At 69.1% G+C, this 19,458-nt stretch carries 23 protein-coding genes and 1 other RNA gene; 12 read left to right on the forward strand and 12 right to left on the reverse strand.

Annotated elements, in window-relative coordinates; translation table 11 throughout:
- Positions 1 to 37: 37 nt before the first annotated feature.
- The 7 genes from QE385_RS05890 to QE385_RS05920 form a co-directional block, all read right to left on the reverse strand.
- On the reverse strand, positions 38 to 931 hold the full coding sequence (locus QE385_RS05890) for a protein-glutamate O-methyltransferase CheR (RefSeq protein WP_307099973.1): 894 nt from the start codon (positions 929 to 931) through the stop codon (positions 38 to 40).
- Positions 928 to 2,031: a chemotaxis-specific protein-glutamate methyltransferase CheB gene (cheB, locus tag QE385_RS05895; protein ID WP_307099975.1), complete on the reverse strand. Its 1,104-nt coding sequence runs from the start codon at positions 2,029 to 2,031 to the stop codon at positions 928 to 930. The genes QE385_RS05890 and cheB overlap by 4 nt, the downstream gene beginning before the upstream one ends.
- A gap of 32 nt (positions 2,032 to 2,063) precedes the next feature.
- Positions 2,064 to 2,429, reverse strand: a complete 366-nt coding sequence (locus QE385_RS05900; RefSeq protein WP_307099978.1) for a response regulator — start codon at positions 2,427 to 2,429, stop codon at positions 2,064 to 2,066.
- 83 nt (positions 2,430 to 2,512) lie between these two features.
- A complete protein-coding gene (locus tag QE385_RS05905; RefSeq protein ID WP_307099980.1) occupies positions 2,513 to 2,941 on the reverse strand; it encodes a chemotaxis protein CheW in 429 nt (142 codons plus the stop codon).
- Positions 2,941 to 5,265 (reverse strand): chemotaxis protein CheA, encoded by a 2,325-nt coding sequence (locus QE385_RS05910; RefSeq protein ID WP_307099981.1) that lies wholly within the window; start codon positions 5,263 to 5,265, stop codon positions 2,941 to 2,943. Before QE385_RS05910 ends, QE385_RS05905 begins: the two co-directional genes overlap by 1 nt.
- Before the next feature lie 59 nt (positions 5,266 to 5,324).
- Positions 5,325 to 5,969, reverse strand: coding sequence for a histidine phosphotransferase family protein (locus tag QE385_RS05915; protein ID WP_307099983.1), 645 nt, complete (start codon positions 5,967 to 5,969; stop codon positions 5,325 to 5,327).
- Positions 5,970 to 6,013: 44 nt separating this feature from the next.
- Positions 6,014 to 6,418, reverse strand: coding sequence for a M67 family metallopeptidase (locus tag QE385_RS05920; protein ID WP_307099984.1), 405 nt, complete (start codon positions 6,416 to 6,418; stop codon positions 6,014 to 6,016).
- Positions 6,419 to 6,435: 17 nt separating this feature from the next.
- Between QE385_RS05920 and QE385_RS05925 the strand changes: the two genes are divergently transcribed.
- From QE385_RS05925 to QE385_RS05940, 4 genes are all read left to right on the forward strand, one after another.
- The gene (locus QE385_RS05925) at positions 6,436 to 7,383 is read left to right on the forward strand and encodes an RluA family pseudouridine synthase (protein WP_307099987.1); all 948 of its coding nucleotides are present in this window, start codon (positions 6,436 to 6,438) and stop codon (positions 7,381 to 7,383) included.
- Positions 7,384 to 7,451: 68 nt separating this feature from the next.
- Positions 7,452 to 8,357, forward strand: coding sequence for an RNA polymerase sigma factor RpoH (gene rpoH, locus QE385_RS05930; protein WP_007404166.1), 906 nt, complete (start codon positions 7,452 to 7,454; stop codon positions 8,355 to 8,357).
- 2 nt (positions 8,358 to 8,359) lie between these two features.
- Positions 8,360 to 9,583 carry an NAD(P)/FAD-dependent oxidoreductase gene (locus QE385_RS05935; protein WP_307099989.1) on the forward strand — a complete coding sequence of 408 codons (1,224 nt, stop codon included), beginning with the start codon at positions 8,360 to 8,362 and terminating at the stop codon, positions 9,581 to 9,583.
- A gap of 59 nt (positions 9,584 to 9,642) precedes the next feature.
- A complete protein-coding gene (locus tag QE385_RS05940) occupies positions 9,643 to 10,338 on the forward strand; it encodes an aspartate/glutamate racemase family protein (protein WP_307099990.1) in 696 nt (231 codons plus the stop codon).
- A 63-nt stretch (positions 10,339 to 10,401) separates the two neighbouring features.
- Here QE385_RS05940 and QE385_RS05945 read toward each other — a convergent pair whose 3' ends face one another.
- Positions 10,402 to 11,058 carry an alpha/beta hydrolase gene (locus QE385_RS05945; RefSeq protein WP_007404127.1) on the reverse strand — a complete coding sequence of 219 codons (657 nt, stop codon included), beginning with the start codon at positions 11,056 to 11,058 and terminating at the stop codon, positions 10,402 to 10,404.
- Between the two features lie 109 nt (positions 11,059 to 11,167).
- On the opposite strand from QE385_RS05945, the gene QE385_RS05950 reads away from it, so the two are divergent.
- The 8 genes from QE385_RS05950 to QE385_RS05985 all read left to right on the forward strand — a co-directional run bounded on the left by QE385_RS05950 (position 11,168) and on the right by QE385_RS05985 (position 16,702).
- A complete protein-coding gene (locus QE385_RS05950; protein ID WP_307104593.1) occupies positions 11,168 to 12,214 on the forward strand; it encodes a cysteine desulfurase family protein in 1,047 nt (348 codons plus the stop codon).
- Positions 12,211 to 13,272: a cysteine desulfurase family protein gene (locus tag QE385_RS05955; protein ID WP_307099992.1), complete on the forward strand. Its 1,062-nt coding sequence runs from the start codon at positions 12,211 to 12,213 to the stop codon at positions 13,270 to 13,272. The genes QE385_RS05950 and QE385_RS05955 overlap by 4 nt, the downstream gene beginning before the upstream one ends.
- On the forward strand, positions 13,269 to 13,574 hold the full coding sequence (locus QE385_RS05960) for a 2Fe-2S iron-sulfur cluster-binding protein (protein WP_307099994.1): 306 nt from the start codon (positions 13,269 to 13,271) through the stop codon (positions 13,572 to 13,574). Before QE385_RS05955 ends, QE385_RS05960 begins: the two co-directional genes overlap by 4 nt.
- 97 nt (positions 13,575 to 13,671) lie before the next feature.
- Complete coding sequence (locus tag QE385_RS05965; RefSeq protein WP_307099996.1) at positions 13,672 to 13,995, forward strand: hypothetical protein; 324 nt, start codon at positions 13,672 to 13,674, stop codon at positions 13,993 to 13,995.
- Positions 13,996 to 14,065: 70 nt separating this feature from the next.
- An RNA gene (ffs, locus tag QE385_RS05970) (signal recognition particle sRNA small type) lies at positions 14,066 to 14,163 on the forward strand.
- Between the two features lie 204 nt (positions 14,164 to 14,367).
- On the forward strand, positions 14,368 to 16,047 hold the full coding sequence (locus QE385_RS05975; protein WP_307099998.1) for a DNA polymerase III subunit gamma/tau: 1,680 nt from the start codon (positions 14,368 to 14,370) through the stop codon (positions 16,045 to 16,047).
- A 1-nt stretch (position 16,048) separates the two neighbouring features.
- On the forward strand, positions 16,049 to 16,372 hold the full coding sequence (locus QE385_RS05980; protein ID WP_307100000.1) for a YbaB/EbfC family nucleoid-associated protein: 324 nt from the start codon (positions 16,049 to 16,051) through the stop codon (positions 16,370 to 16,372).
- A 75-nt stretch (positions 16,373 to 16,447) separates the two neighbouring features.
- On the forward strand, positions 16,448 to 16,702 hold the full coding sequence (locus QE385_RS05985) for a hypothetical protein (RefSeq protein WP_219020342.1): 255 nt from the start codon (positions 16,448 to 16,450) through the stop codon (positions 16,700 to 16,702).
- A gap of 22 nt (positions 16,703 to 16,724) precedes the next feature.
- On the opposite strand, the gene QE385_RS05990 is transcribed toward QE385_RS05985, so the two are convergent.
- From QE385_RS05990 to QE385_RS06005, 4 genes are all read right to left on the reverse strand, one after another.
- A complete protein-coding gene (locus QE385_RS05990) occupies positions 16,725 to 17,126 on the reverse strand; it encodes a hypothetical protein (protein ID WP_307100002.1) in 402 nt (133 codons plus the stop codon).
- A 254-nt stretch (positions 17,127 to 17,380) separates the two neighbouring features.
- Positions 17,381 to 18,055 (reverse strand): monofunctional biosynthetic peptidoglycan transglycosylase, encoded by a 675-nt coding sequence (gene mtgA / locus QE385_RS05995; protein WP_307100004.1) that lies wholly within the window; start codon positions 18,053 to 18,055, stop codon positions 17,381 to 17,383.
- Between the two features lie 213 nt (positions 18,056 to 18,268).
- Positions 18,269 to 18,433 carry a hypothetical protein gene (locus QE385_RS06000; RefSeq protein ID WP_307100006.1) on the reverse strand — a complete coding sequence of 55 codons (165 nt, stop codon included), beginning with the start codon at positions 18,431 to 18,433 and terminating at the stop codon, positions 18,269 to 18,271.
- Positions 18,433 to 19,395: a threonine/serine dehydratase gene (locus QE385_RS06005; protein WP_307100009.1), complete on the reverse strand. Its 963-nt coding sequence runs from the start codon at positions 19,393 to 19,395 to the stop codon at positions 18,433 to 18,435. The genes QE385_RS06000 and QE385_RS06005 overlap by 1 nt, the downstream gene beginning before the upstream one ends.
- Positions 19,396 to 19,458: the final 63 nt, after the last annotated feature.

Raw genomic sequence — 19,458 nt, forward strand, 5'->3', positions numbered from 1 at the left:
CCCCTGTTAGCGGCATCGGAGCATCAAGGATATGACTTCATAGGCTCCTTATGGGATCGTCGGGATCGCATTTCTCGTAAACGCCGCGCCCGGCCGGATTGAGCTGGAACAGGTCGGTCTGGCCGATCACCGTCTCGCCCGCGCCCAGGATCAGTCCGCCCGAGGGCCGCATCGCGGCGGCCAGCGTCTGGAAGGCGCGCCGCTTGGGGTCGGGCGAGAAATACAGCATGACGTTGCGGCACAGCACCAGATCGAAGGCGCCGCCCGGCGGCGGGTCGAGCACCAGGTTCATGTGGCGAAAGGCGATATGGCGCAGCAGGTCGGGCCGCGCGGCGAATTCATTGTTGGGCCGCCCTTCGAACCAGCGGACGAGATGCCGGATCGGCAGCCCGCGCTGCACCTCGAACTGGGTGTAGCAGCCGCTGCGCGCCCGGGCGAGCGCCGCCTCGCAGACATCGGTGGCGACGATCTCGGGCATCGCCGCCCCGCTCACCTGCTGACGCTCGGCAAAGATCATCGCCAGCGACAGGGGCTCCTGCCCGGTCGAACAGCCCGCACTCCAGATCCGCGCGCGGCGGCCGCTGCGCTCCACCTCGGCGACGATCTCGACGATCTGGTCGAAGACATGCTGGTCGCGGAAGAAGGACGTCTCGCAATTGATCAGCGCATCGACCACACGGCCCGCCAGATGCGGATCGCGCCCGTCGAGCAGCGCGAGGACCAGCTGGTCCAGCGTCTCCAGCCGCCGTTCGCGCATCAGCGGCAGCAATACGGTGTCCACGCGGGTCGAACGGTGGCTGACGATCTGCTGCCCGGTGCGCGCCTCGAGCAGCGCGGCCAGGACGGTCAGCGCCTGGCGGGAGGCGGGCTCGGCAGCGGGGTTGGAGCGGATCGGCATCGCGCGGGGGCTGTGGGGCACGGACGCCATCATGGCTGCGCTGCCTTGGCCGCGCCCGCAGCCAGCATCGCGCCTATCGCCTCAGGCGGCAGGACCTGATCGGCCAGGTGGCGGCGCACGATCGCGCCGGGCATGCCCCAGACGACCGAACTGGCCTGATCCTGTGCGATGATCCTTCCCCCCGCCGCCTTCAACATCCGCGCGCCCTCCATCCCGTCACGCCCCATGCCCGTCAGCACGATGCCCCAGGCCCGGCTGCCCCACAGCTCCGCCATCGAGGCGAACATCGGGTCGACCGATGGCAGGCAACCGCTGCTCGCCCGGTCATGCTTCAGCCGGATCGACGCGCCGCCGTCGGGCAGCCCGACAAAGGTGACATGCGCATCGCCCGGCGCGATCAGGATCCGGCCCGGCCGCAACCGCATCCGGTCCTCGGCAATGTCGCAGGGCCGACGCGCCACCGCCGCCAGCTGCGCGGCGAAATAGGACATGAAGGACGCGGGCAGGTGCTGGGTGACGACGATCGGCACCGACATGCTGGCGGGCACCCGTTCCAGCAGCTTGGCCAGCGCGTGAATGCCGCCCGTCGACGCCCCGATCCCGATCATCTCGGGCAGCGCCGTACCCCGTGTCGGAGCCGGGGCGATCGGCGCTGTGGCAGCGGGCGGCGACGATGCGTCGCCCTCCCCCGCCCCGGCTCCGGCCCCGGTCCCGGCCAGCGCATCCAGCTTGTGCCGCAGGATCTCGCCGAACTCGGCCAGCCTCTGGGGCAGCGGCTTGACCAGCGTGTCGGCCGCGCCGTGCGCCAGCGCCTGCACCGTCGCCGCGCCGCCCTGGGGCGTGGAGGCCGAGACGATGATGATCCGCGCGCCACGCCCCGCCGCCAGCATGCGCGGCAGGGCGGAGATGCCGTCCTGTCCGGGCATCTCGACATCCAGCAGGATGATGTCGACCCGGTTCTGGGCAAGAAAGGTCAGCGCGCCTTCGACATGGGTCGACTGCCCCGCGAGCACGAAGCGGTCATGCCCGGCGATCTGCCCGGCAATCAGCGCGCGCGCGACCGCCGAATCGTCGACGATCAGGATGCGGCTGGCCGGTCGCGGCGCGATATCGGGTTGGAGGAAAGACGCCATGGCGCTGCGCATGGGCGGCCGGTCGGCGGGGCTCAGATGACGCCGACCAGCTGGAGCTTGCTCTCCAGCGTGTCGCGGTCGAACGGCTTCATGATATATTCGTCCGCCCCGGCATCGATCGCCGCGCGGATATGCGCCATGCCGTTTTCGGTGGTGCAGAACACGATGCGCGGCCGCCGGTCCAGATTGGCCTCGCGCAGCGCGCGCAGGAAATCCATCCCGCTCATCACCGGCATGTTCCAGTCGAGCAGGACGACGTCGGGCACCGATTCCAGGCACGCGTCCAGCGCCTCGCGCCCGTCGCCCGCCTCGCGCACCTGAAGGTCCAGCGTCTCCAATATATGTCGGGCGACCTTGCGGATCACCTTGGAGTCATCGACGACGAGACAGGTTTTCATGGGGCACGCCTTGTTACAGCAAAGACCCCAGCGGGATCCCGAAGGCCATCTAACCCTGCGAAAGTAAGAGCCGGGTTAATGGCTCAGGCGGCCGCCGCCGCGGGCGGCGGGACCAGCCGGGCCAGGTCGAGCACCAGCAGCGGCTCGCCGTCGCGCACCACCATGCCGCCCGCCGCGCGCGACCAGCGTCCCTCATGCGGCGGCGCATGCGGCATCGGGCGCGTCTCGAACGTCTCGATATCGTCCAGCGCATCGACCAGCATGGCGTAATAATGGCCGTCCTGCCGGGTGATGACCGCGCGGCGGATATGGTCGGCGGTCGGCTCCAGCCCCAGCGCCAGCCGGGTGTCGACCACGGTGATGACACGGCTGCGCAGCGCGGTCAGCCCGCGCACCGACGGCTCGGCACGCGGCACCGCCACGACCTCGCCGATATCGACCACCGAGTCGACTTGGTCGGCATCGAACACCACGCCCTGGTCGGCGATGCGGGCGATCAGGAACAGCGGCATCAGCGGCCTCCCCGACGCGCATGGCTGGCCAGCGCGGCGATCAGCGCGGGGCGGTCATAGCGATAGACGCTGTCGGCATCGGACGCCGCATCGCGCTCGCGCCGCAGTCGCACCACCGGCGCGCCCGAGGCATCCTCGGGCAAGGGCTCGTCCTCCATCATCAGGCGGACCGCGGGAACCTCGTTGTCCGCCGCCTGCACCGCACAGCGATAGCCATTGGCCTCCAGCACCGGGCGCAGGAAACGGTCCATCCAGGCCGCCCCCGCGCCGTCGAGCAGGCAGAGGAGCGGGCCATGGTCGCCCACCCCGCTCGCCGTACCGCCGAACAGCGCCAGCGGGTCGAGGATCTCGATCGGCTCGCCCTGCCACACCGCGACGCCCAGCACCGTGCCGTCCCCGGGCGACGGGGCGATGTCGGCGGGCAGCTGAATGATCTCCAGCGCGGCGGCGATCGCATAGGCGCATTCGGCCTCGCCATCGGTCAGGCGCAGCACCTCGATCTCGCCCCCGACGGTCGCGCGGTCGAGCGCCCGGGCATCGACATGGTGCAGCGGCATCGTCGTCTCGCCCACCACCAGCCGGACGCGGCCGCCCGAATGATGGACCGCCGCCGCCTCCGCCTTTTCGACCCGGTCGATCGCGCCCAGCGGCATGGCGCGGCGGCAGCCATCCAGATCGTCGAACAACAGCGCCGGGATCGCCGCTTCGTCGGCATCGTCCTCGCTCGCCGCGATGACCTCGCGATGAAAACGGAGCCCGGCCGCCTGCGCCAGCCCGCCGCCGTCGAGCAGCAGCATCGGCAGGCCGCTGTCGGGCAGCGTCTGCCCGGCATAAAGGCCGCTGCCCATCACCGCCGGGGCGGCGGGCTTGACCACCACCTCCTCGGTATCCAGCACATCGTCCACCCCCAGCGCATAGTCGCCGTCGCGGGTCGATATGATGACCAGCGTCATGGGCTCGGCGGGGCCGACGCCCAGGAAGCGGCCCAGCGGCAGCATCGGCAGACGCCGTCCGCGCACCGTCGCGACCTCGACCGCGCCGACCGGATCGATGCGGACCTGATCGCCGCGAATCTTGACGATCTCCTCGATCGACTGGCGCGCGATGGCGAAACGCTGATCGCCGACCGCGACGACGATGGTCGACATGATCGACAGGGTCAGCGGCACCTGGATGGTGATCGCCAGCCCCCGGCCCGGCCGGTTGTCCAGCGCGACGCGGCCGCCGACATGCTCGATATTGGCGCGGACCACGTCCATGCCGACCCCGCGCCCCGACATGGTCGACACCGTGTCGCGGCTGGACAGGCCCGGCTCGAAGACCAGCTTCTGCTTGTCGGCGGCGGTCATCGCGGCGACCTCGCCCGCGCTATGGACGCCGCTCGCAACCGCCTTGGCGGCGATGCGTGCGACGTCGATCCCGGCGCCGTCATCCTCGATCTCGATCAGGATCTGATTGCCCGACTGGCGCGCGGCGACGCAGATCTGCCCGGTCGCCGGCTTGCCCAGCCGGCGACGCTCGGCCGGGGTCTCGATGCCATGGTCGATCGCGTTGCGGATGATGTGGACCAGCGGGTCGCGCATCATCTCGATCATCTCGCGGTCGAGGTCGACATCCGACCCCTCGATGCGCAGCGCCACCGCCTTGCCCAGTTCGGCGGCGGTGTCGCGGACCATGCGCGGCAGGGCGGAGAACAGCCCGTCGACCTTCTGCATCCGCGTCCGCGTCACCGTGTCGCGCATGTCGGCGACGGTCAGCGACAGCCGGTCGAGCGCCGCCTCGACCCGCGGGTCGAGCACGGAGTCGCGAAGCCGCCGCGCGAGTTCGTTGCGCGCCAGCACCATGTCGGACATGCCGCTCATCATCCGGTCGAGCAGGTCGACGTTCAGGCGGATGCTGCGCGGTGCGGCGCGGCTCGGCACCGCCACCTTGGCGACGGGGGCGACGGACGCGGTTTCCGTCCGGGTCAGCGCGGCGATCAGCGCGTCGTCGTCCGAATCGTCCAGCCCGGTCCCCGTCGCGATCGCCTCGACCACCGCGCCGATCCGGTCGACGATCCCCAGCACCGCATCGACCAGCGCGGTATCGGGCGTCCGGCTGCCGTCGCGCGCCGCCGCCAGCACGTCCTCGGCGGCATGGCTGAGCCGGGCAAGGCGCGGCAGGTCCAGAAAGCCGCAGCTTCCCTTGACGGTATGGACGAAGCGGAAGATCGCATCGAGCCGCGCCCGGTCGGCGGGCGCCGCTTCCCAGGCCACGATCTCGCCGGACAGCGCCTCCAGCGTCTCGCGCGTCTCGGCGATGAATTCCTGCAGCAGATCGTCCATAAATCCCCGAGGGCGCGTCCTTTCCGCTCCCTCTTGCCGCCACAAGATTAAAAGGGCGTTTACCCCGCGCGGATGGCCGCCCCCAGGATCATCGTGCTGGGCGCGGGCTCATGGACCAGCGTCATGCCGCCATGTTCATGGGTCAGCGTATGGACCAGGAATGCGGGCGCGGTGCGCGAGCCGAGCGGCTCGGTCCCCTGCCCCTCCATCAGCGTGCGGCGGATTTCGGGGTCGAGCAGGATGCGCGGCCCCTCAATCCGGATCGCGATCTCGATCGCCTCGCGCCCCGCCTCGGCCCCGATGTCGATCGTGCCGCCGCGCGCCAGCGCCTCGGCCGCGATCAGCGTCAGGTTCATCAGGATGCGCACCGCAGGCTTGGGGAGGCTGGGCTGCTCGACCAGCCAGCCCAGCGTCGTGCGGCGATTGTCGACCAGCAGCCCTTCGATCGCCGCCTTCGCTTCGCCCATGTCGACCCGGTCGGCAAAGCCGCCGCCCGCGCCAAAGGCCAGGCGGAAGAATTTCAGCTTGTTGGCCGAAGCGCGCGCGCTGTCGGCCAGCAATTCCATGCAGCGTTCGCGCATGGCGGGGTCGGTCTCGTCGGCCAGCAGCTCCAGCCCGTTATTGAGCGCCCCCACCGGGGACAGGAGATCGTGGCACAGTCGCGAACACAACAGGCTCGCGAAATCCACCGGGCTGACGGTCATGAAAAATCCCTCGACAAACTGGCCCTTTGTGACGTGGGCATTCGCTATGCGCAAGCAAGTGCGAGCGGATCGAACCGGCCATGGCGCTCACCCGCCGCGACCGCGCGCCAGGCGGTGACCCGTCCGCCCCCCGAGATCAGCCAGATACTGCCGTCGGGCGCGGCATCGGCGGCGTCGCGCGGCGACGGTTCGGCCAGCCCGGTCGGGTGCGAGTGATAATGGCCGATCACCGCCGCCCCGCCGCCCCGCGCCGCGCGGTGCGCCGCGATCAATGCGGCCGGATCGATCTCGAACCGATGCCAGGGCTCGGCCGCGACATTGGTACAGGGCACGACCCGATCGATGCGATCCCCCTGTCCCAGCAGCAGCCCGCAAACCTCCCGATCGGGCGAAGCGGCGGCGGTTATCAACAGGAAGTCCAGCGTATCGCTTGAAATCGTTACGGTCATGCCCAATTTACTAGGCCATGGACCGGGGGGTTTCCATCATCGATGCGCGGATCGCGCCCACAGCGGATGGCTGGCGGTTGGACCGTGCGCTGGCCGATGCGGTGCCGACCCTGTCGCGCGAACGGCTGAAGGTGCTGATCGCCAGCGGCGCGGTGACGCGCGACGGCGTGATGGCGCGCGACCCCGCCAAGCGGGCGGCGGCGGGAGATCTGTTCCAGGTCGCCGTCCCCGCCCCCACCCCTGCGCATAACGAGGCGCAGAATATCCCACTCGTCATCGCGTACGAAGACGAGCATCTGATCGTCATCGACAAGCCCGCCGGGCTGGTCGTGCATCCGGCGGCGGGCAATCTGGACGGGACACTGGTCAATGCGCTGCTCCATCATTGCGGCGGATCGCTGTCGGGGATTGGCGGCGTGGCGCGGCCCGGCATCGTCCACCGGATCGACAAGGACACCTCCGGCCTGATGGTCGCGGCCAAGACCGACCGCACGCATGAGGGGCTGGCCAAGCAGTTCGCGGCGCACTCGATCGACCGCCGTTACCGCGCGATCACCGGGGGCATTCCGCGCCCCGCCGACGGCAGCGTGGACGCGCCCCTCGCGCGCAGCCCGCAGAACCGCAAGAAGGTGGCGATCGTGCCGGGCGGCAAGCGCGCTGTGACTCATTACCGCACCATCGAAAAGCTCAACAACGCCGCGCTGGTCGAATGCCGCCTGGAGACGGGGCGGACGCACCAGGTCCGCGTGCATATGCAGTCGCTCGGCCACGCCTTGCTGGGCGACCCGGTTTATGGTAGAACAAAGGGTGCTCAAAAAGCCCTGCTCGATGAACTCGATTTCCGGCGCCAAGCCCTGCATGCGGCGCATCTGGGTTTCATTCATCCCATAAGCGGCCACGCTTTGGCGTTTGAGAGCCCGATGCCACCGGACATGCAGGAACTGTTCAGTCGGCTTCACGTATAGCAGAAGACCGCCTCGCGCCCGACGACGGGGCGAAACGGAATGACGCTCCAGAAAGGGAGATAAGGATCATGGCAAAAGGCAGCAACGTCCCGGCGACGATTCCTGCGCTCGGCGGGGAGCAGTCGCTCAACCGCTATCTGGCCGAGATCAAGAAATTCCCGATCCTTGCCCCGGAGCAGGAATATATGCTCGCCAAACGCTTCCAGGAGCATGGCGACCCGGAGGCGGCGGCGCAGCTCGTCACCTCGCACCTGCGTCTCGTGGCGAAGATCGCGATGGGCTATCGCGGCTATGGCCTGCCGACCTCCGAGCTGATCTCGGAGGGCAATATCGGCCTGATGCAGGGCGTGAAGAAGTTCGAGCCCGATCGCGGTTTCCGCCTGGCCACCTATGCGATGTGGTGGATCCGCGCCTCGATCCAGGAATATATCCTGCGTTCGTGGAGCCTCGTGAAGATGGGCACCACGGCGGCGCAGAAGAAGCTGTTCTTCAACCTGCGCCGGATGAAGTCGAAGCTCGACGCGTTCGAGGACGGCGACCTGCGGCCCGAGGACGTTACCAAGATCGCCACCGATCTGGGCGTCAACGAGGACGAGGTCATCAGCATGAACCGCCGCATGGCGATGGGGGGCGACACCTCGCTCAACGTCTCGATGCGCGAGGATGGCGAGGGCCAGTGGCAGGACTGGCTGGCCGATGACGCGCCGCTCCAGGACTCGGTCGTCGCCGAGCAGCAGGAGGCGGATGTCCGCCACGACATGCTGGTCAGCGCGATGGACGACCTGAACGACCGCGAGAAGCACATCCTGACCGAGCGTCGCCTGACCGACGATCCCAAGACGCTCGAGGAACTGAGCCAGGTTTACGGCGTCAGTCGCGAGCGCGTCCGCCAGATCGAGGTGCGCGCCTTCGAGAAGCTGCAAAAGGCGATGATGCGCATCGCCGGTGAGAAGCGGCTGCTGGCGGCGGCCTGACCATGTCCGGCCGCACCGTCGTCATCGGCGGCGGCGCGGCCGGGATCGCGGCGGCGCGGACGCTGCACGATACGGGGCGGGACGTCCTGCTGATCGAGGCGGCGGAACGGCTGGGCGGGCGGGCGCAGAGCGTGCGAATGCCGACCGGTCATGTGGTCGATCATGGCTGTGGCTGGCTCCATTCGGCGGGGCGCAATCCCTGGACTGCCATCGCCGAGCAGGCGAGCTTCACCATCGACCGCCGCTCGCCCAACTGGCAGGTCCAGTGGAACGAGCTGGGCTTTCCCCCTGACCGGAAACGCGCCTCGGGCGAGGCCTATGCCCGGTTCGAGGAGGCGGCGATGGCCGCGCTCGACGGGCCGGATCGTCCGCTGTCCGAGTTCGTGGGCGATGACGATCCCTGGCGGCCGATGATCGACGCGATCTCGGGCTATGCCAATGGCGCCTCGCTGGCCGAAGTGTCGCTGCACGACTGGGCGGCCTATGAGAATGCCGCGACCGACGACAATTGGGCGGTGGTCGAGGGCTATGGCACGGTCGTCGTGCATCATGCGGCGAATGTGCCGGTGCGGACCGGCGTCACCGCGACGCGGATCGACCATCGCGGCCAGACGATCCGTATCCAAACCTCGGCCGGGACCATCGAGGCGGATCACGTTATCGTGGCCGTCCCCACCCCGGTCTTGGCGGAAAGCAAATTGACCTTCGATCCGCCCCTCCCCGCCAAGCAGGAGGCCGCCGCCGCGCTGCCGCTCGGAATCGCCGACAAGGTCTTCCTGTCGGTCGAAGGGCCCCTGCCCTGGCCCGCCCATGCGCATCTGACCGGCAATCCGCACGCGCGGTGCACCGCCAGCCACCGGCTATCCCCCTTTGGCTGGCCGATCATCGAGAGCTTCTTCGGCGGCCCCTGCGCCGAGGCGCTGGAGGAAGACGGCGCGGCGGCGGCCTTCGCGATCGACGAACTGGTGGCCCTGCTGGGCAGCGACTGGCGGCGGCGCTTCACGCCGATGGGCGCGACCCGGTGGCGACATGTGCCGCTGATCGGCGGCAGCTACAGCCATGCCAGGGTCGGCCATGCCGATGCGCGGGGCAGACTGGCCGAGCCGGTCGACGGGCGCCTCTTCTTTGCGGGCGAGGCCTGTTCGCGCGAGGACTTCTCCACCGCGCATGGGGCCTATGAAACGGGCGTGGCGGCGGCACGGGGCGTTCTTTCGGTCGCGCCCTAGGCAATTCCGCCCGCTTCCCCCATCATCCCCGACCGGGCATTGGCGGGATAGGGGGCAGGATGCGGACGATAGGATTGATCGGCGGCATGAGCTGGGAAAGCTCGGCCGAATATTATCGCATCATCAATCAAGGGGTTCGCGATCGGCTCGGCCCGACCGCCTCGGCCTCCTGCCTGCTCTGGTCGTTCAATTTCGCCGAGATCGAGGCGCTTCAACACAAGGGCGACTGGGACGGCCTGACCGCCCGGATGACCGAGGCCGCGCGGACGCTGGAGGCAGGCGGCGCCGAACTGCTGCTGATCTGCACCAACACCATGCACCGCACGGCACCGGCCATCGAGGCGGCGGTGACGACCCCGCTCGTGCATATCGCCGACCCCACGGCGGAGCGGATCAAGGCCGCAGGGCTGCGGACCGTCGGGCTGCTCGGCACCGCCTTCACGATGGAGCAGGATTTCTACAAGGGGCGGCTAGCGGAGCGTCACGGGCTCGACGTCGTCATCCCCGAGGCCGCCGACCGCGCCGAGGTTCACCGCATCATCTATGAGGAGCTGGTCGCGGGTCGCATCCTCGACACCTCCCGCGACCGCTATCGCGCGGTCATCCGCCGTCTGGTCGAGGCCGGAGCCGAGGCCGTCATCCTGGGCTGTACCGAGATCATGCTCCTGATCGGCGCGCAGGACAGTCCCGTGCCGGTGTTCGACACGACCGCGCTGCACGCGCACGCCGCCGTCGAACGGGCGCTGGCCGACTGAGCCCCGGCCATGAAAAAGGCCCCGGCTTTCGCCGAGGCCCTTTCGTTCAACGACCCGACACAATCACCGGATCGGCGAGTTCGGGTCCAGCCGCATGTCTAGATACCGGTCCACCGATCCCATCAGCTCGGGCATTTCATGCTCGAAGAAATGGTTCGCCTTGGGAATGGTGTCGTGATGGATGGTGATGTGCTTCTGGGTGCGCAGCTTGTCGACCAGCTTCTGGGTCGCCGCCGGGGTCGCGACCTCGTCGGCCTCGCCCTGGATGATGATGCCCGAGGAGGGGCACGGTGCCAGGAAGGTGAAGTCGTACATGTTGGCGGGGGGCGCCACCGAGATGAAGCCGCGAATCTCCGGGCGGCGCATCAGCAGCTGCATCCCGATCCACGCGCCGAAGCTGACGCCCGCGATCCACGTGGTCGAGGCTTCGGGGTGGAAGCTCTGCACCCAGTCGAGCGCCGAGGCGGCGTCGGACAGCTCGCCGATGCCGTTGTCGAACGTGCCCTGGCTCTTGCCCACGCCGCGGAAGTTGAAGCGCAGCGTGGCGAAGCCGCGCCGCTGGAAGGTCTTGTAGAGTTCCTGCACGATCCGGTTGTTCATCGTGCCGCCCGCATTGGGATGCGGGTGCAGGATCATGGCGACGGGCGCGCGCGGACGCGGAGCGGGAGCGAAACGGCCTTCGAGGCGGCCTTCGGGGCCGGGGAAAATGACTTCGGGCATCAAAACTCGCCGATCTGGATCGCGCTGGTGGAGCGCCGGGAACGTTGCGCTATATAGGTGACAAGGCCCTTTTCGCAATTGTTCGATCATTCCAGCTAGGGAACGAACCCTGTCCCGTCTTTACCTCGATCATGCCGCCACCACCCCGATGACCGATGCCGCGCGTGCGGCGCTGGCACAGGGATGCGCGGCCTGGGCCAACCCCTCCTCCCCCCATGCGGAGGGGCGCGCGGCCAAAAGGCTGCTGGAGGATGCCCGCTCGGCCATCGCGCGGGCGTTGGGCTGGGAGCATGAGATCCTGTTCACCAGCGGAGCCAGCGAGTCGCTGTCGATCGCGCTGACCCGGTCGATGGCGGAGCGGCGCTTCGTCGGCGCGATTGACCATGACGCGGTGCTGCGCGCCGCCCCGGATGCCGTGGTCATGCCGGTCGGGCCGGACGGCGTGCTGCGCCTGCCTGACCTCAGCGGTCCGCGCGCGGTCGTGACGGTGCAATGGGCCAATAGCGAGACCGGCGTGCGCCAGCCGATCGCCGAACTGGCCGAGGCGATCCACGCCGCCGGGCACATCCTGCTGGTCGACGCCGCGCAGATGCCGGCGGGCGCGGACCGCGCGGTGATCGACCATGCCGACCTCGTCGCGCTGTCGGCGCACAAGCGCGGCGGGCCGCCCGGCATCGGCGCGCTGCTGGTCCGCAACCTGGCGGTGCTGGCCCCGACCGGTGGGCAGGAGCGCGGCTATCGCCCCGGCACCGAGAATATGCCCGGCGTGCTGGGCTATGCGGCGGCGCTCGCGGAGCCGGAGCCCGACCACAATGCGCTTCGCGCCTATTGCGACGATGCGATCCGGCGCTCGGGCGGGACCGTGGTCGCGGATGCCAGCCGTCGCCACCCGGCCATCGCCAGCTATCACATGCCGGGCAAGCCGTCGGCGGCGCAGCTGATCCAGTTCGACCTCGCGCATATCTCGGTCTCGGCGGGCAGCGCCTGCGCCAGCGGCAGCCTGAAGCCCAGCCATGTCCTGTCCGCGCTCGGCTGGAGCGAGGAGGCGGGGCGCGAGGTGGTGCGGGTCAGCTTCGGCCGCTCCACGACGCGCGAGCATGTCGACCGCTTCGTCACCGCCTGGCGCGCCATCGCGCGGGGGACGCGCGTCGCATGATCTATCTCGACTATCAGGCGACGACCCCGCTCGCGCCCGAGGCGCTGAAGGCGATGCTCCCCTGGCTGGAGCAGGGCCATGCCAATCCCCATTCCCCCCACCGCGCCGGGCGACAGGCGCGCGCCGCCGTCGAGGTCGCGCGCGACCAGGTGGCGGCGCTGCTGCCACCGGGCGGGCGGGTGGTGTTCACCAGCGGCGCGACCGAGGCGCTGAACTGGGCGATCAAGGGCGCGAGCGGCGGCATCGTCACGACCGCGATCGAACATGCCGCCGTGCTCGACACCGCGCATGCGACGGGGCGTGACCTGACCATCCTGCCGGTCGATGACAAGGGGCTGGTCGCGCCCGCGTCCGTCGCACCGGGCGTCGGACTGGTCGCGGCGATGCTGGTCAACAACGAGATCGGCACCGTCCAGCCCATCGCCGCGCTGGCTGAGGAGGCGCGTCGCGTCGGCGCCTGGATGCTGTGCGATGCGGTGCAGGGCTATGGCCGGATCGCCATTCCCGACGGCGTCGATCTGATCGCGCTGTCGGCGCACAAGATTCATGGGCCCAAGGGCATCGGCGCGCTGTGGATCAGGGACGGCATCACCCTGCCCGCGCTGCTCCATGGCGGCGATCAGGAGGGCGGCCGCTCGGGCACGCTCAGCCCCGCTTTGTGCGCCGGGTTCGGCGTGGCGGCGAAGCTGATGGCGGCGCGTGCCGAGGAGGACATGGCGCATGTCGAGCGGCTATGGGCGCTGGCGATCGCGCAGCTGGGGCCGGACTGGACGATCAACGGGTCGACCGACCGGCGCTATCGCGGCAATCTGAACGTCCGGCGCGAGGGGCTGGATGTCGCGCGATTGATGTCCGATTGCCGCGACATCGCCTTTTCGGCGGGAAGCGCCTGCGCCAGCGGATCGGGGCGGACCAGCCATGTGCTCCGCGCGCTGGGCCTGGGCGATGCGCAGGCACGATCCTCGATCCGGCTGGGTTTCGGACGCTATACCACCGAGGCGGACCTGACGGCCGCCATCGCCCGGCTCGACGCCGCCGCCAGGGCGCAGCGGCCATGATCGGCCTGACCTTTATCGATCGCCGGGGGGATGCGGTTTCGATCCAGGCCATGCCCGGCGAGACGCTGCTGCGCGCCGGGCAGCGGGCGGGCCAGCCGATGGAGGGCACCTGCGGCGGACAGATGGCGTGCGCGACCTGCCATGTCCTGATCGATGCGGCCTATCTCGACCGGATCGCGCCCCCCTTGGCGGAGGAAGAGGATATGCTCGACCTGGTGCCCGATGCGACCCGGTCCAGCCGCCTGGCCTGTCAGGTCTTTCTGACCCCCGAACTCGACGGACTGACCGCGCGGCTTCCCTGAACCTGCGATAACCAACTGGTTCAGCACGCAATCATCGCCGATTCGGCAATATCCTCCCATGCTCGCCGAAGGGCGGGCCTACCGGGAGTAAAGCGTTATGAAACTTCTTGCTGTCTTGGGCGCCGGCCTGATCGCCGTTTCGGGTATCGCCGCCGCCGCGCCTGCCGCCGCCGCACCGCATGGGCCCCACGACCGCTGGGGTCCGGGACCGGGGCGTGGACCGGGCTGGGACCGTGGGCCGGGCTGGCATGATCGCGGCCCCGGCTGGAACCGTGGTCCGGGCTGGGACCGTGGACCCGGCTGGCATCGCGGCAACAGCTGGGATCGGGGTCCGGGCTGGCGCGGTTACGGACGCCCGCGCGTCGTGTGCCGCTGGGTCCGCACCTGGGATGGGCCGCAGCGTCAGTGCTTCCGTCGCTGACCCTCTGACATGACGAACGGGGCCGGTGGGATAAGGGCTTGATCCCCCGGCTTCGTTTCGCCATATGCGCGGCGGGAGTCGGGCGGACGTAGTCATCGCCAACCCGGTCAGGTCCTGACGGAAGCAGCCGCAACGATTTCGCTGCGGGTCGTCCCGGCTCCCACCTTTCCAGCATTTCGGAACCGCGCGACGCAGCGTCGCCCCAGCGCAGGCTGGGGCGTTTTGCCGTGGACCACCCGCGCGAAAGATCCCAGCTTTCGCTGGGATGACGGAGAGCGTGTCGCATTCTACACGAATATACCTGACGCCGCGCGCCCGAGCGCCTATGTTGGTCGGCGATGCTTTCCCCTATCCCGACCACCCAGACCCGGCATGGCTGATTCGTTCGACCTGGGCGAACCGCCCCAGCCCGCCAAAGCGGAGGCGTATCGCGTCCTCGCGCGCAAATACCGGCCGCAGACCTTCGACGCGCTGATCGGGCAGGACGCGATGGTCCAGACGCTGGGCAATGCGATCAAGCGCGACCGGCTGGCCCATGCGTTCCTGATGACCGGCGTGCGCGGGGTGGGCAAGACGTCCACCGCGCGACTGATCGCCAAGGCGCTGAACTGCGTCGGTCCCGACGGCACCGGCGGCCCGACGATCAGCCCTTGCGGCGTGTGCGAGCCATGCCGCGCCATCGCCGAGGGCCGCCATATCGACGTGATCGAGATGGACGCCGCCAGCCATACCGGCGTGGACGACGTGCGCGAGATCATCGAGGCGTCGCGCTATGCCGCCGTCTCGGCGCGCTTCAAGATCTACATCGTCGACGAAGTCCATATGCTCTCCAAGAACGCCTTCAACGCGCTGTTGAAGACGCTGGAAGAGCCGCCCGCGCATGTGAAGTTCCTGTTCGCCACGACCGAGGTGAACAAGGTCCCGATCACCGTCCTGTCGCGTTGCCAGCGATTCGACCTGCGGCGGATCACGGCGGACAAGCTGGCGGCGCATTTCGCCGACATCTGCGTGAAGGAAGGCGTCACCGCCGAGGAGGAGGCGCTGATGCTGGTCGCGCGCGCGGCGGAAGGCTCGGCGCGCGACGGCCTGTCGATCCTCGACCAGGCGATCGCTCATGCCGATCTGGAGGGCGGCGGCGTGACCGCGGCGGCGGTCCGCGAGATGCTGGGCCTGTCGGATCGCGGCGCGGTGCGCGACCTGCTGGGGCTGGTGCTGAACGGCGACGGCGCGGGGGCGCTCGCCTCGCTGCGCAGGCAATATGACTATGGCGTCGACCCGCAATCGGTGCTGCGTTCGCTGCTGGAGACGGTGCACGGCATCACCCTGACCAAGGTCGGCACGCCGCATGACGCCGCACAGCCGTTGGAGGAACGCGCCGCGCGCGAGGAATGGGCGGGGTCGCTCAGCTTCCCGGCGCTGCACCGGCTGTGGCAGCTGTTCCTGAAGGGCCATGACGAGGTCGCCCGCGCCGCCCTGCCGATCGAGGCGGCGGAGATGGCGCTGCTGCGCGCGATCCATGCCTCGACGCTCCCCGATCCGGGCGAGCTGGCGCGGCAGATTCGCGATGGCGGCGTTTCCGCGCCCAGCGCTCCGGCGGCGGTGCCACAGGCCGCGCCCACACCCGCGCCCGCCGCCATGGCCCCGCCCCCTCCCCCCGCCGAACCCGAGCCGCCCAAGCTGCCCGACAGCTTTGTCGCGATGATCGACCGGCTGGACGATATGGGGCAGCTGGCGCTTGCCGCGCGGTTGCGCCACGGGGCGCGTCTGGTGCGTTATACGCCGCCGGAGATGGTGTTCAGCGGATCGCGACCGATCGCGGCGGATACGCTGAGCGAGCTGATCGCGGCGCTGAAGACGGCGACGGGCCAGGTCTGGCGCGTCACCCTGGAGGATGTGCCCGGTGAGCCGACGCTGCACGAGCAGCAGGTCGCCGCCGAGGAAGCGATCAAGACCGCCGCGTGGGAGTCGGACATGGTCCGCGCCGCCCGCGAGGCTTTCCCCGAGGCCGAATTGATGGAATGGCCCGGCAAACGCAGTGTGAACGGAGCATGATGTGAAGAATCTCGACGAAATCCTGGCGATGGCCCAGAACGTCCAGAACGAACTGGAAAAGGCGCAGGCCAATCTCGACACGATCGAGGTCGAAGGCGTCTCGGGCGGCGGTCTGGTGAAGGTCAAGGCGTCGGCCAAGGGGCGGATCATCGGCATCACCATCGACGATTCGCTGATGCAGCCGTCGGAAAAGGGCATGCTGGAGGATTTGCTGGCCGCCGCGATCAACGACGCGCGGACCAAGGCGGATGCCGCTTCGGGCAGCGAAATGTCCAAGATGACCAGCGGCCTGTCGCTGCCGCCGGGCTTCAAGCTGCCCTTCTGATCCGCTTCCAGTCGCTTCGGGAACGGTATGGCGGTCATGGCGTTGCCCCCTCCATAATCAAGAGGAGGGAATGTCATGGCCGATGAACGTGTTACCGAAACCTACGGCACCCAGCAGCCGCATACCACGGTGATCGAACGGCGCAGCGGCGGCGGTGGCGGCATGGCGATCGCCATCGTGCTGCTGATCGCGGTGCTGGTCGGCGGCTTCTATCTGTTCAGCCGGGGCGGGGCGGAAAACCGCCGGGACGCGGCCGTCACCTCGGCCGCCAAGAGCGTCGGCGATACCGCCAAGAAGGCGGGCGACGCGATTTCGGGCGACGCCAAGTAAAGCGATCCGCGACCGGCCGGGCCTATCGACGCCCTGTCGGTTGCGACGATGGCGGGTCGATCTCCGCATCTGGGTCGATCAATCGGGTCAGCACCTTGCGACCGAGGGTCAGCGGATCGCGGCCACCACCATAGCCCGCCTGCCCCGCCTCAGCGGATGTGCAGCGCCTTTGCCCGGCATGGATGCCGCAGGGGCCCGTACCACCCAGAATATTCGCACCGTTCAGCCCCGCGCCCGCTTCGCCCGCCATGCCGGACGGTCCGCGCGCGGATGGCGGTATCCGATAGCGTTCGGCCGCATCGCGGCGACCGCATATCACAATTTCGTTCTCGGTCCGGGGACATTCGGATCGCGGGGTGATGCGGGGCAACGGAAGAGCCGAGGACGCGGCCTGGAGCAGCATCAGTCCGATTGCGGCAGGCATCGCATGGGCTTCCCGTAGAATCCTCGCGATCGTCGTGGAGGATCGTGGCTTTTGCGAGGCGGATGTTGCCGGAGCTTGGTCGCATGGGGCCACCGCCCTCCCCCATCCCCTCCCGCCTGCGGGAGGGGCGTGCCGGTCGATAGCGGCGGGATCATAAGGTCCCGGCTGGCGCGTGTCGGCCACCACGAACACGCCCCTCCCGCAAGCGGGAGGGGATGGGGGAGGGCAAGGTGTCTCACCGAGCCCCCACTCCGTCACCGAATACAGGCATCCAGCCCCTGCCGCCGCACCACGCCCACATAGCGCGCGATGACGTTGCCGTGCCTGCGCACGAACCCGGTCGGCGCCACCGCCGCGCGCTTCTTGGGCAGCGGGAGCACCGCCGCGATCCGGGCCGCCTCGGTCGGCGACAGATGCGAGGCGTCATGGCCGAAATAGCGCATCGCCCCGGCATTGGCCCCGTACGTCCCGATCCCGGTCTCGGCGATGTTGAGATAGACCTCCATGATCCGCCGCTTGCCCCACAGCGTTTCGATCAGGAAGGTGAACCAGGCCTCGAATGCCTTGCGGACATAGCCGCCATTCTGGAACAGGAAGGCGTTCTTGGCGGTCTGCTGGCTGATCGTCGAGCCGCCGCGGATCCGCCCGCCCTTGGCGTTGCGATAGGCGGCGCTGGCCATCGCCTTGAAATCGAAACCGTTATGCGAGCAGAAACGGGCATCCTCGCCCGCGATCGCGGCGCGCGCCATGTCGGGGTCCATCTCCGACAAGGGCATCCAGTCCTTGGTCACGCCATGCCCGCCGATCACATCACCCAGCATGGTGAAGGTGATGGGCGGCGGCACGAAGCGATAGATGCCGACCCAGACGACACTGACGATCACAAAGGCGAGCGCGGCCTTCAGGGCCCAGCGAGCGATGCGGAACATGAGGGGGCTTTAGCGGGGTTTGGGCGATAGGTCACTTGCAACCGCGCCCTGCTCCCCGGCGAAGGCCGGGGCCAAGTCACTTCACGATCGAAGGTGCGCAAGGCAGTGCGTGGGAGGCAGAAGCGACCCGCTCGGAAATGCCTCCCACGCTCATTCTGCCACCGCCACAAGCGCAATAGCAACCGGGCCCCGGCCTTCGCCGGGGAACAGGTGTCACACCGTCCAGATCAGGACATTGCCGACCAGCACCACCGCCATCACCAGCATCAGCACGCCCTTGCGCCGATCCCCGCGCCGGATCGTCGCCACCCCGCCGGCCACACAGGCGAAGGCCGCCAGCATCGCGATCCCCGGCGCGGCCTGGGCGATCCCCTCCATCAACCCGCCAGCACGCGGGCATAGGCGGCGCGGTCGACATTGCCGCCCGACAGGATGACCAGCATCCCGTCCTCCGCCGCCACCTTGCCCGCCAGCAAGGCCGCCAGCGCCGCCGCGCCGCCCGGCTCGATCACCAGCCGCAGTCGTTCGGCGGCGAAGCGCTGCGCGGCCGCCACCTCCGCCTCGGACACCGCGACGCCCTCCGCCCCGCGCCGCGCCAGCACCTCGAAGGTCAGCAGCGACACGCGCGTCGTCTGGAGCGAGTCGCAGGCGGTCGGCGGGGGATTGTCGCCCACCGGCTCGATCCACCCGGCCTCCAGCGAGCGCCGCATATCGTCCCAGCCCTCGGGCTCGACCACCGTCACCCGCGCTTCGGGCAGCGCTAGCGTCAGCCCCGCCGCCAGCCCACCGCCGCCGCAGGGCGTCACGACATGGGCGGGCGCGGGCAAGCCCAGCGCGGCCATCTGCGCCGCCGCCTCGACGCCCGCAGAGCCCTGCCCCTCGATCACCCAGGGATCATCGAAGCTCGGCACCAGCGTCGCGCCGCGCGCCTCGGCCAGCCGCCGCGCGATCTTCTCGCGGCTTTCGGTCGCGCGGTCATAGTCGACGATCTCCGCCCCCAGCGCGAGCGTCCCGTCGCGCTTCGACGCGGGCGCATCGGCGGGCATCACGATGGTCGCGGCGATCCCCAGCCGCCGCGCGGCCCAGGCGATTCCCTGCGCATGATTGCCCGAGGAGAAGGCGACGACCCCGCGCGCCCTGGAATCGGCGTCCAACGCGGTTAATCGATGCCATGCGCCGCGCAGCTTGAACGCGCCGATCGGCTGCAAGGATTCAGCCTTGAAGGCCACCGCTTTCCCATTGATATTCAACGGGAATAGTGGCGATGGCGGCAACACCCGCGCGATCTTTTCGGCGGCGTCGCGGACCCCGGCTTTTGTCGGCTGTCTTAGGATTGTCACTTTTTATCTCCGCCTCGCTTTCTACCGCTTTACATTAGAAAAAGTGGACCCTATTTCGCGCCT

The sequence above is a fragment of the Sphingomonas sp. SORGH_AS_0950 genome (genome assembly GCF_030818415.1).
Classification (GTDB): Bacteria; Pseudomonadota; Alphaproteobacteria; order Sphingomonadales; family Sphingomonadaceae; genus Sphingomonas.

Excerpts from the sequence above, each read along its gene's own strand:
- QE385_RS05890 (WP_307099973.1), bottom strand. The coding sequence starts at position 931 with ATGATGGCGTCCGTGCCCCACAGCCCCCGCGCGATGCCGATCCGCTCC.
- cheB (WP_307099975.1), bottom strand. The coding sequence starts at position 2,031 with ATGGCGTCTTTCCTCCAACCCGATATCGCGCCGCGACCGGCCAGCCGC.
- QE385_RS05900 (WP_307099978.1), bottom strand. The coding sequence starts at position 2,429 with ATGAAAACCTGTCTCGTCGTCGATGACTCCAAGGTGATCCGCAAGGTC.
- QE385_RS05905 (WP_307099980.1), bottom strand. The coding sequence starts at position 2,941 with ATGCCGCTGTTCCTGATCGCCCGCATCGCCGACCAGGGCGTGGTGTTC.
- QE385_RS05910 (WP_307099981.1), bottom strand. The coding sequence starts at position 5,265 with ATGGACGATCTGCTGCAGGAATTCATCGCCGAGACGCGCGAGACGCTG.
- QE385_RS05915 (WP_307099983.1), bottom strand. The coding sequence starts at position 5,969 with ATGACCGTCAGCCCGGTGGATTTCGCGAGCCTGTTGTGTTCGCGACTG.
- QE385_RS05920 (WP_307099984.1), bottom strand. The coding sequence starts at position 6,418 with ATGACCGTAACGATTTCAAGCGATACGCTGGACTTCCTGTTGATAACC.
- QE385_RS05925 (WP_307099987.1), top strand. The coding sequence starts at position 6,436 with ATGGACCGGGGGGTTTCCATCATCGATGCGCGGATCGCGCCCACAGCG.
- rpoH (WP_007404166.1), top strand. The coding sequence starts at position 7,452 with ATGGCAAAAGGCAGCAACGTCCCGGCGACGATTCCTGCGCTCGGCGGG.
- QE385_RS05935 (WP_307099989.1), top strand. The coding sequence starts at position 8,360 with ATGTCCGGCCGCACCGTCGTCATCGGCGGCGGCGCGGCCGGGATCGCG.
- QE385_RS05940 (WP_307099990.1), top strand. The coding sequence starts at position 9,643 with ATGCGGACGATAGGATTGATCGGCGGCATGAGCTGGGAAAGCTCGGCC.
- QE385_RS05945 (WP_007404127.1), bottom strand. The coding sequence starts at position 11,058 with ATGCCCGAAGTCATTTTCCCCGGCCCCGAAGGCCGCCTCGAAGGCCGT.
- QE385_RS05955 (WP_307099992.1), top strand. The coding sequence starts at position 12,211 with ATGATCTATCTCGACTATCAGGCGACGACCCCGCTCGCGCCCGAGGCG.
- QE385_RS05960 (WP_307099994.1), top strand. The coding sequence starts at position 13,269 with ATGATCGGCCTGACCTTTATCGATCGCCGGGGGGATGCGGTTTCGATC.
- QE385_RS05965 (WP_307099996.1), top strand. The coding sequence starts at position 13,672 with ATGAAACTTCTTGCTGTCTTGGGCGCCGGCCTGATCGCCGTTTCGGGT.
- QE385_RS05975 (WP_307099998.1), top strand. The coding sequence starts at position 14,368 with ATGGCTGATTCGTTCGACCTGGGCGAACCGCCCCAGCCCGCCAAAGCG.
- QE385_RS05985 (WP_219020342.1), top strand. The coding sequence starts at position 16,448 with ATGGCCGATGAACGTGTTACCGAAACCTACGGCACCCAGCAGCCGCAT.
- QE385_RS05990 (WP_307100002.1), bottom strand. The coding sequence starts at position 17,126 with ATGCCTGCCGCAATCGGACTGATGCTGCTCCAGGCCGCGTCCTCGGCT.
- mtgA (WP_307100004.1), bottom strand. The coding sequence starts at position 18,055 with ATGTTCCGCATCGCTCGCTGGGCCCTGAAGGCCGCGCTCGCCTTTGTG.
- QE385_RS06000 (WP_307100006.1), bottom strand. The coding sequence starts at position 18,433 with ATGGAGGGGATCGCCCAGGCCGCGCCGGGGATCGCGATGCTGGCGGCC.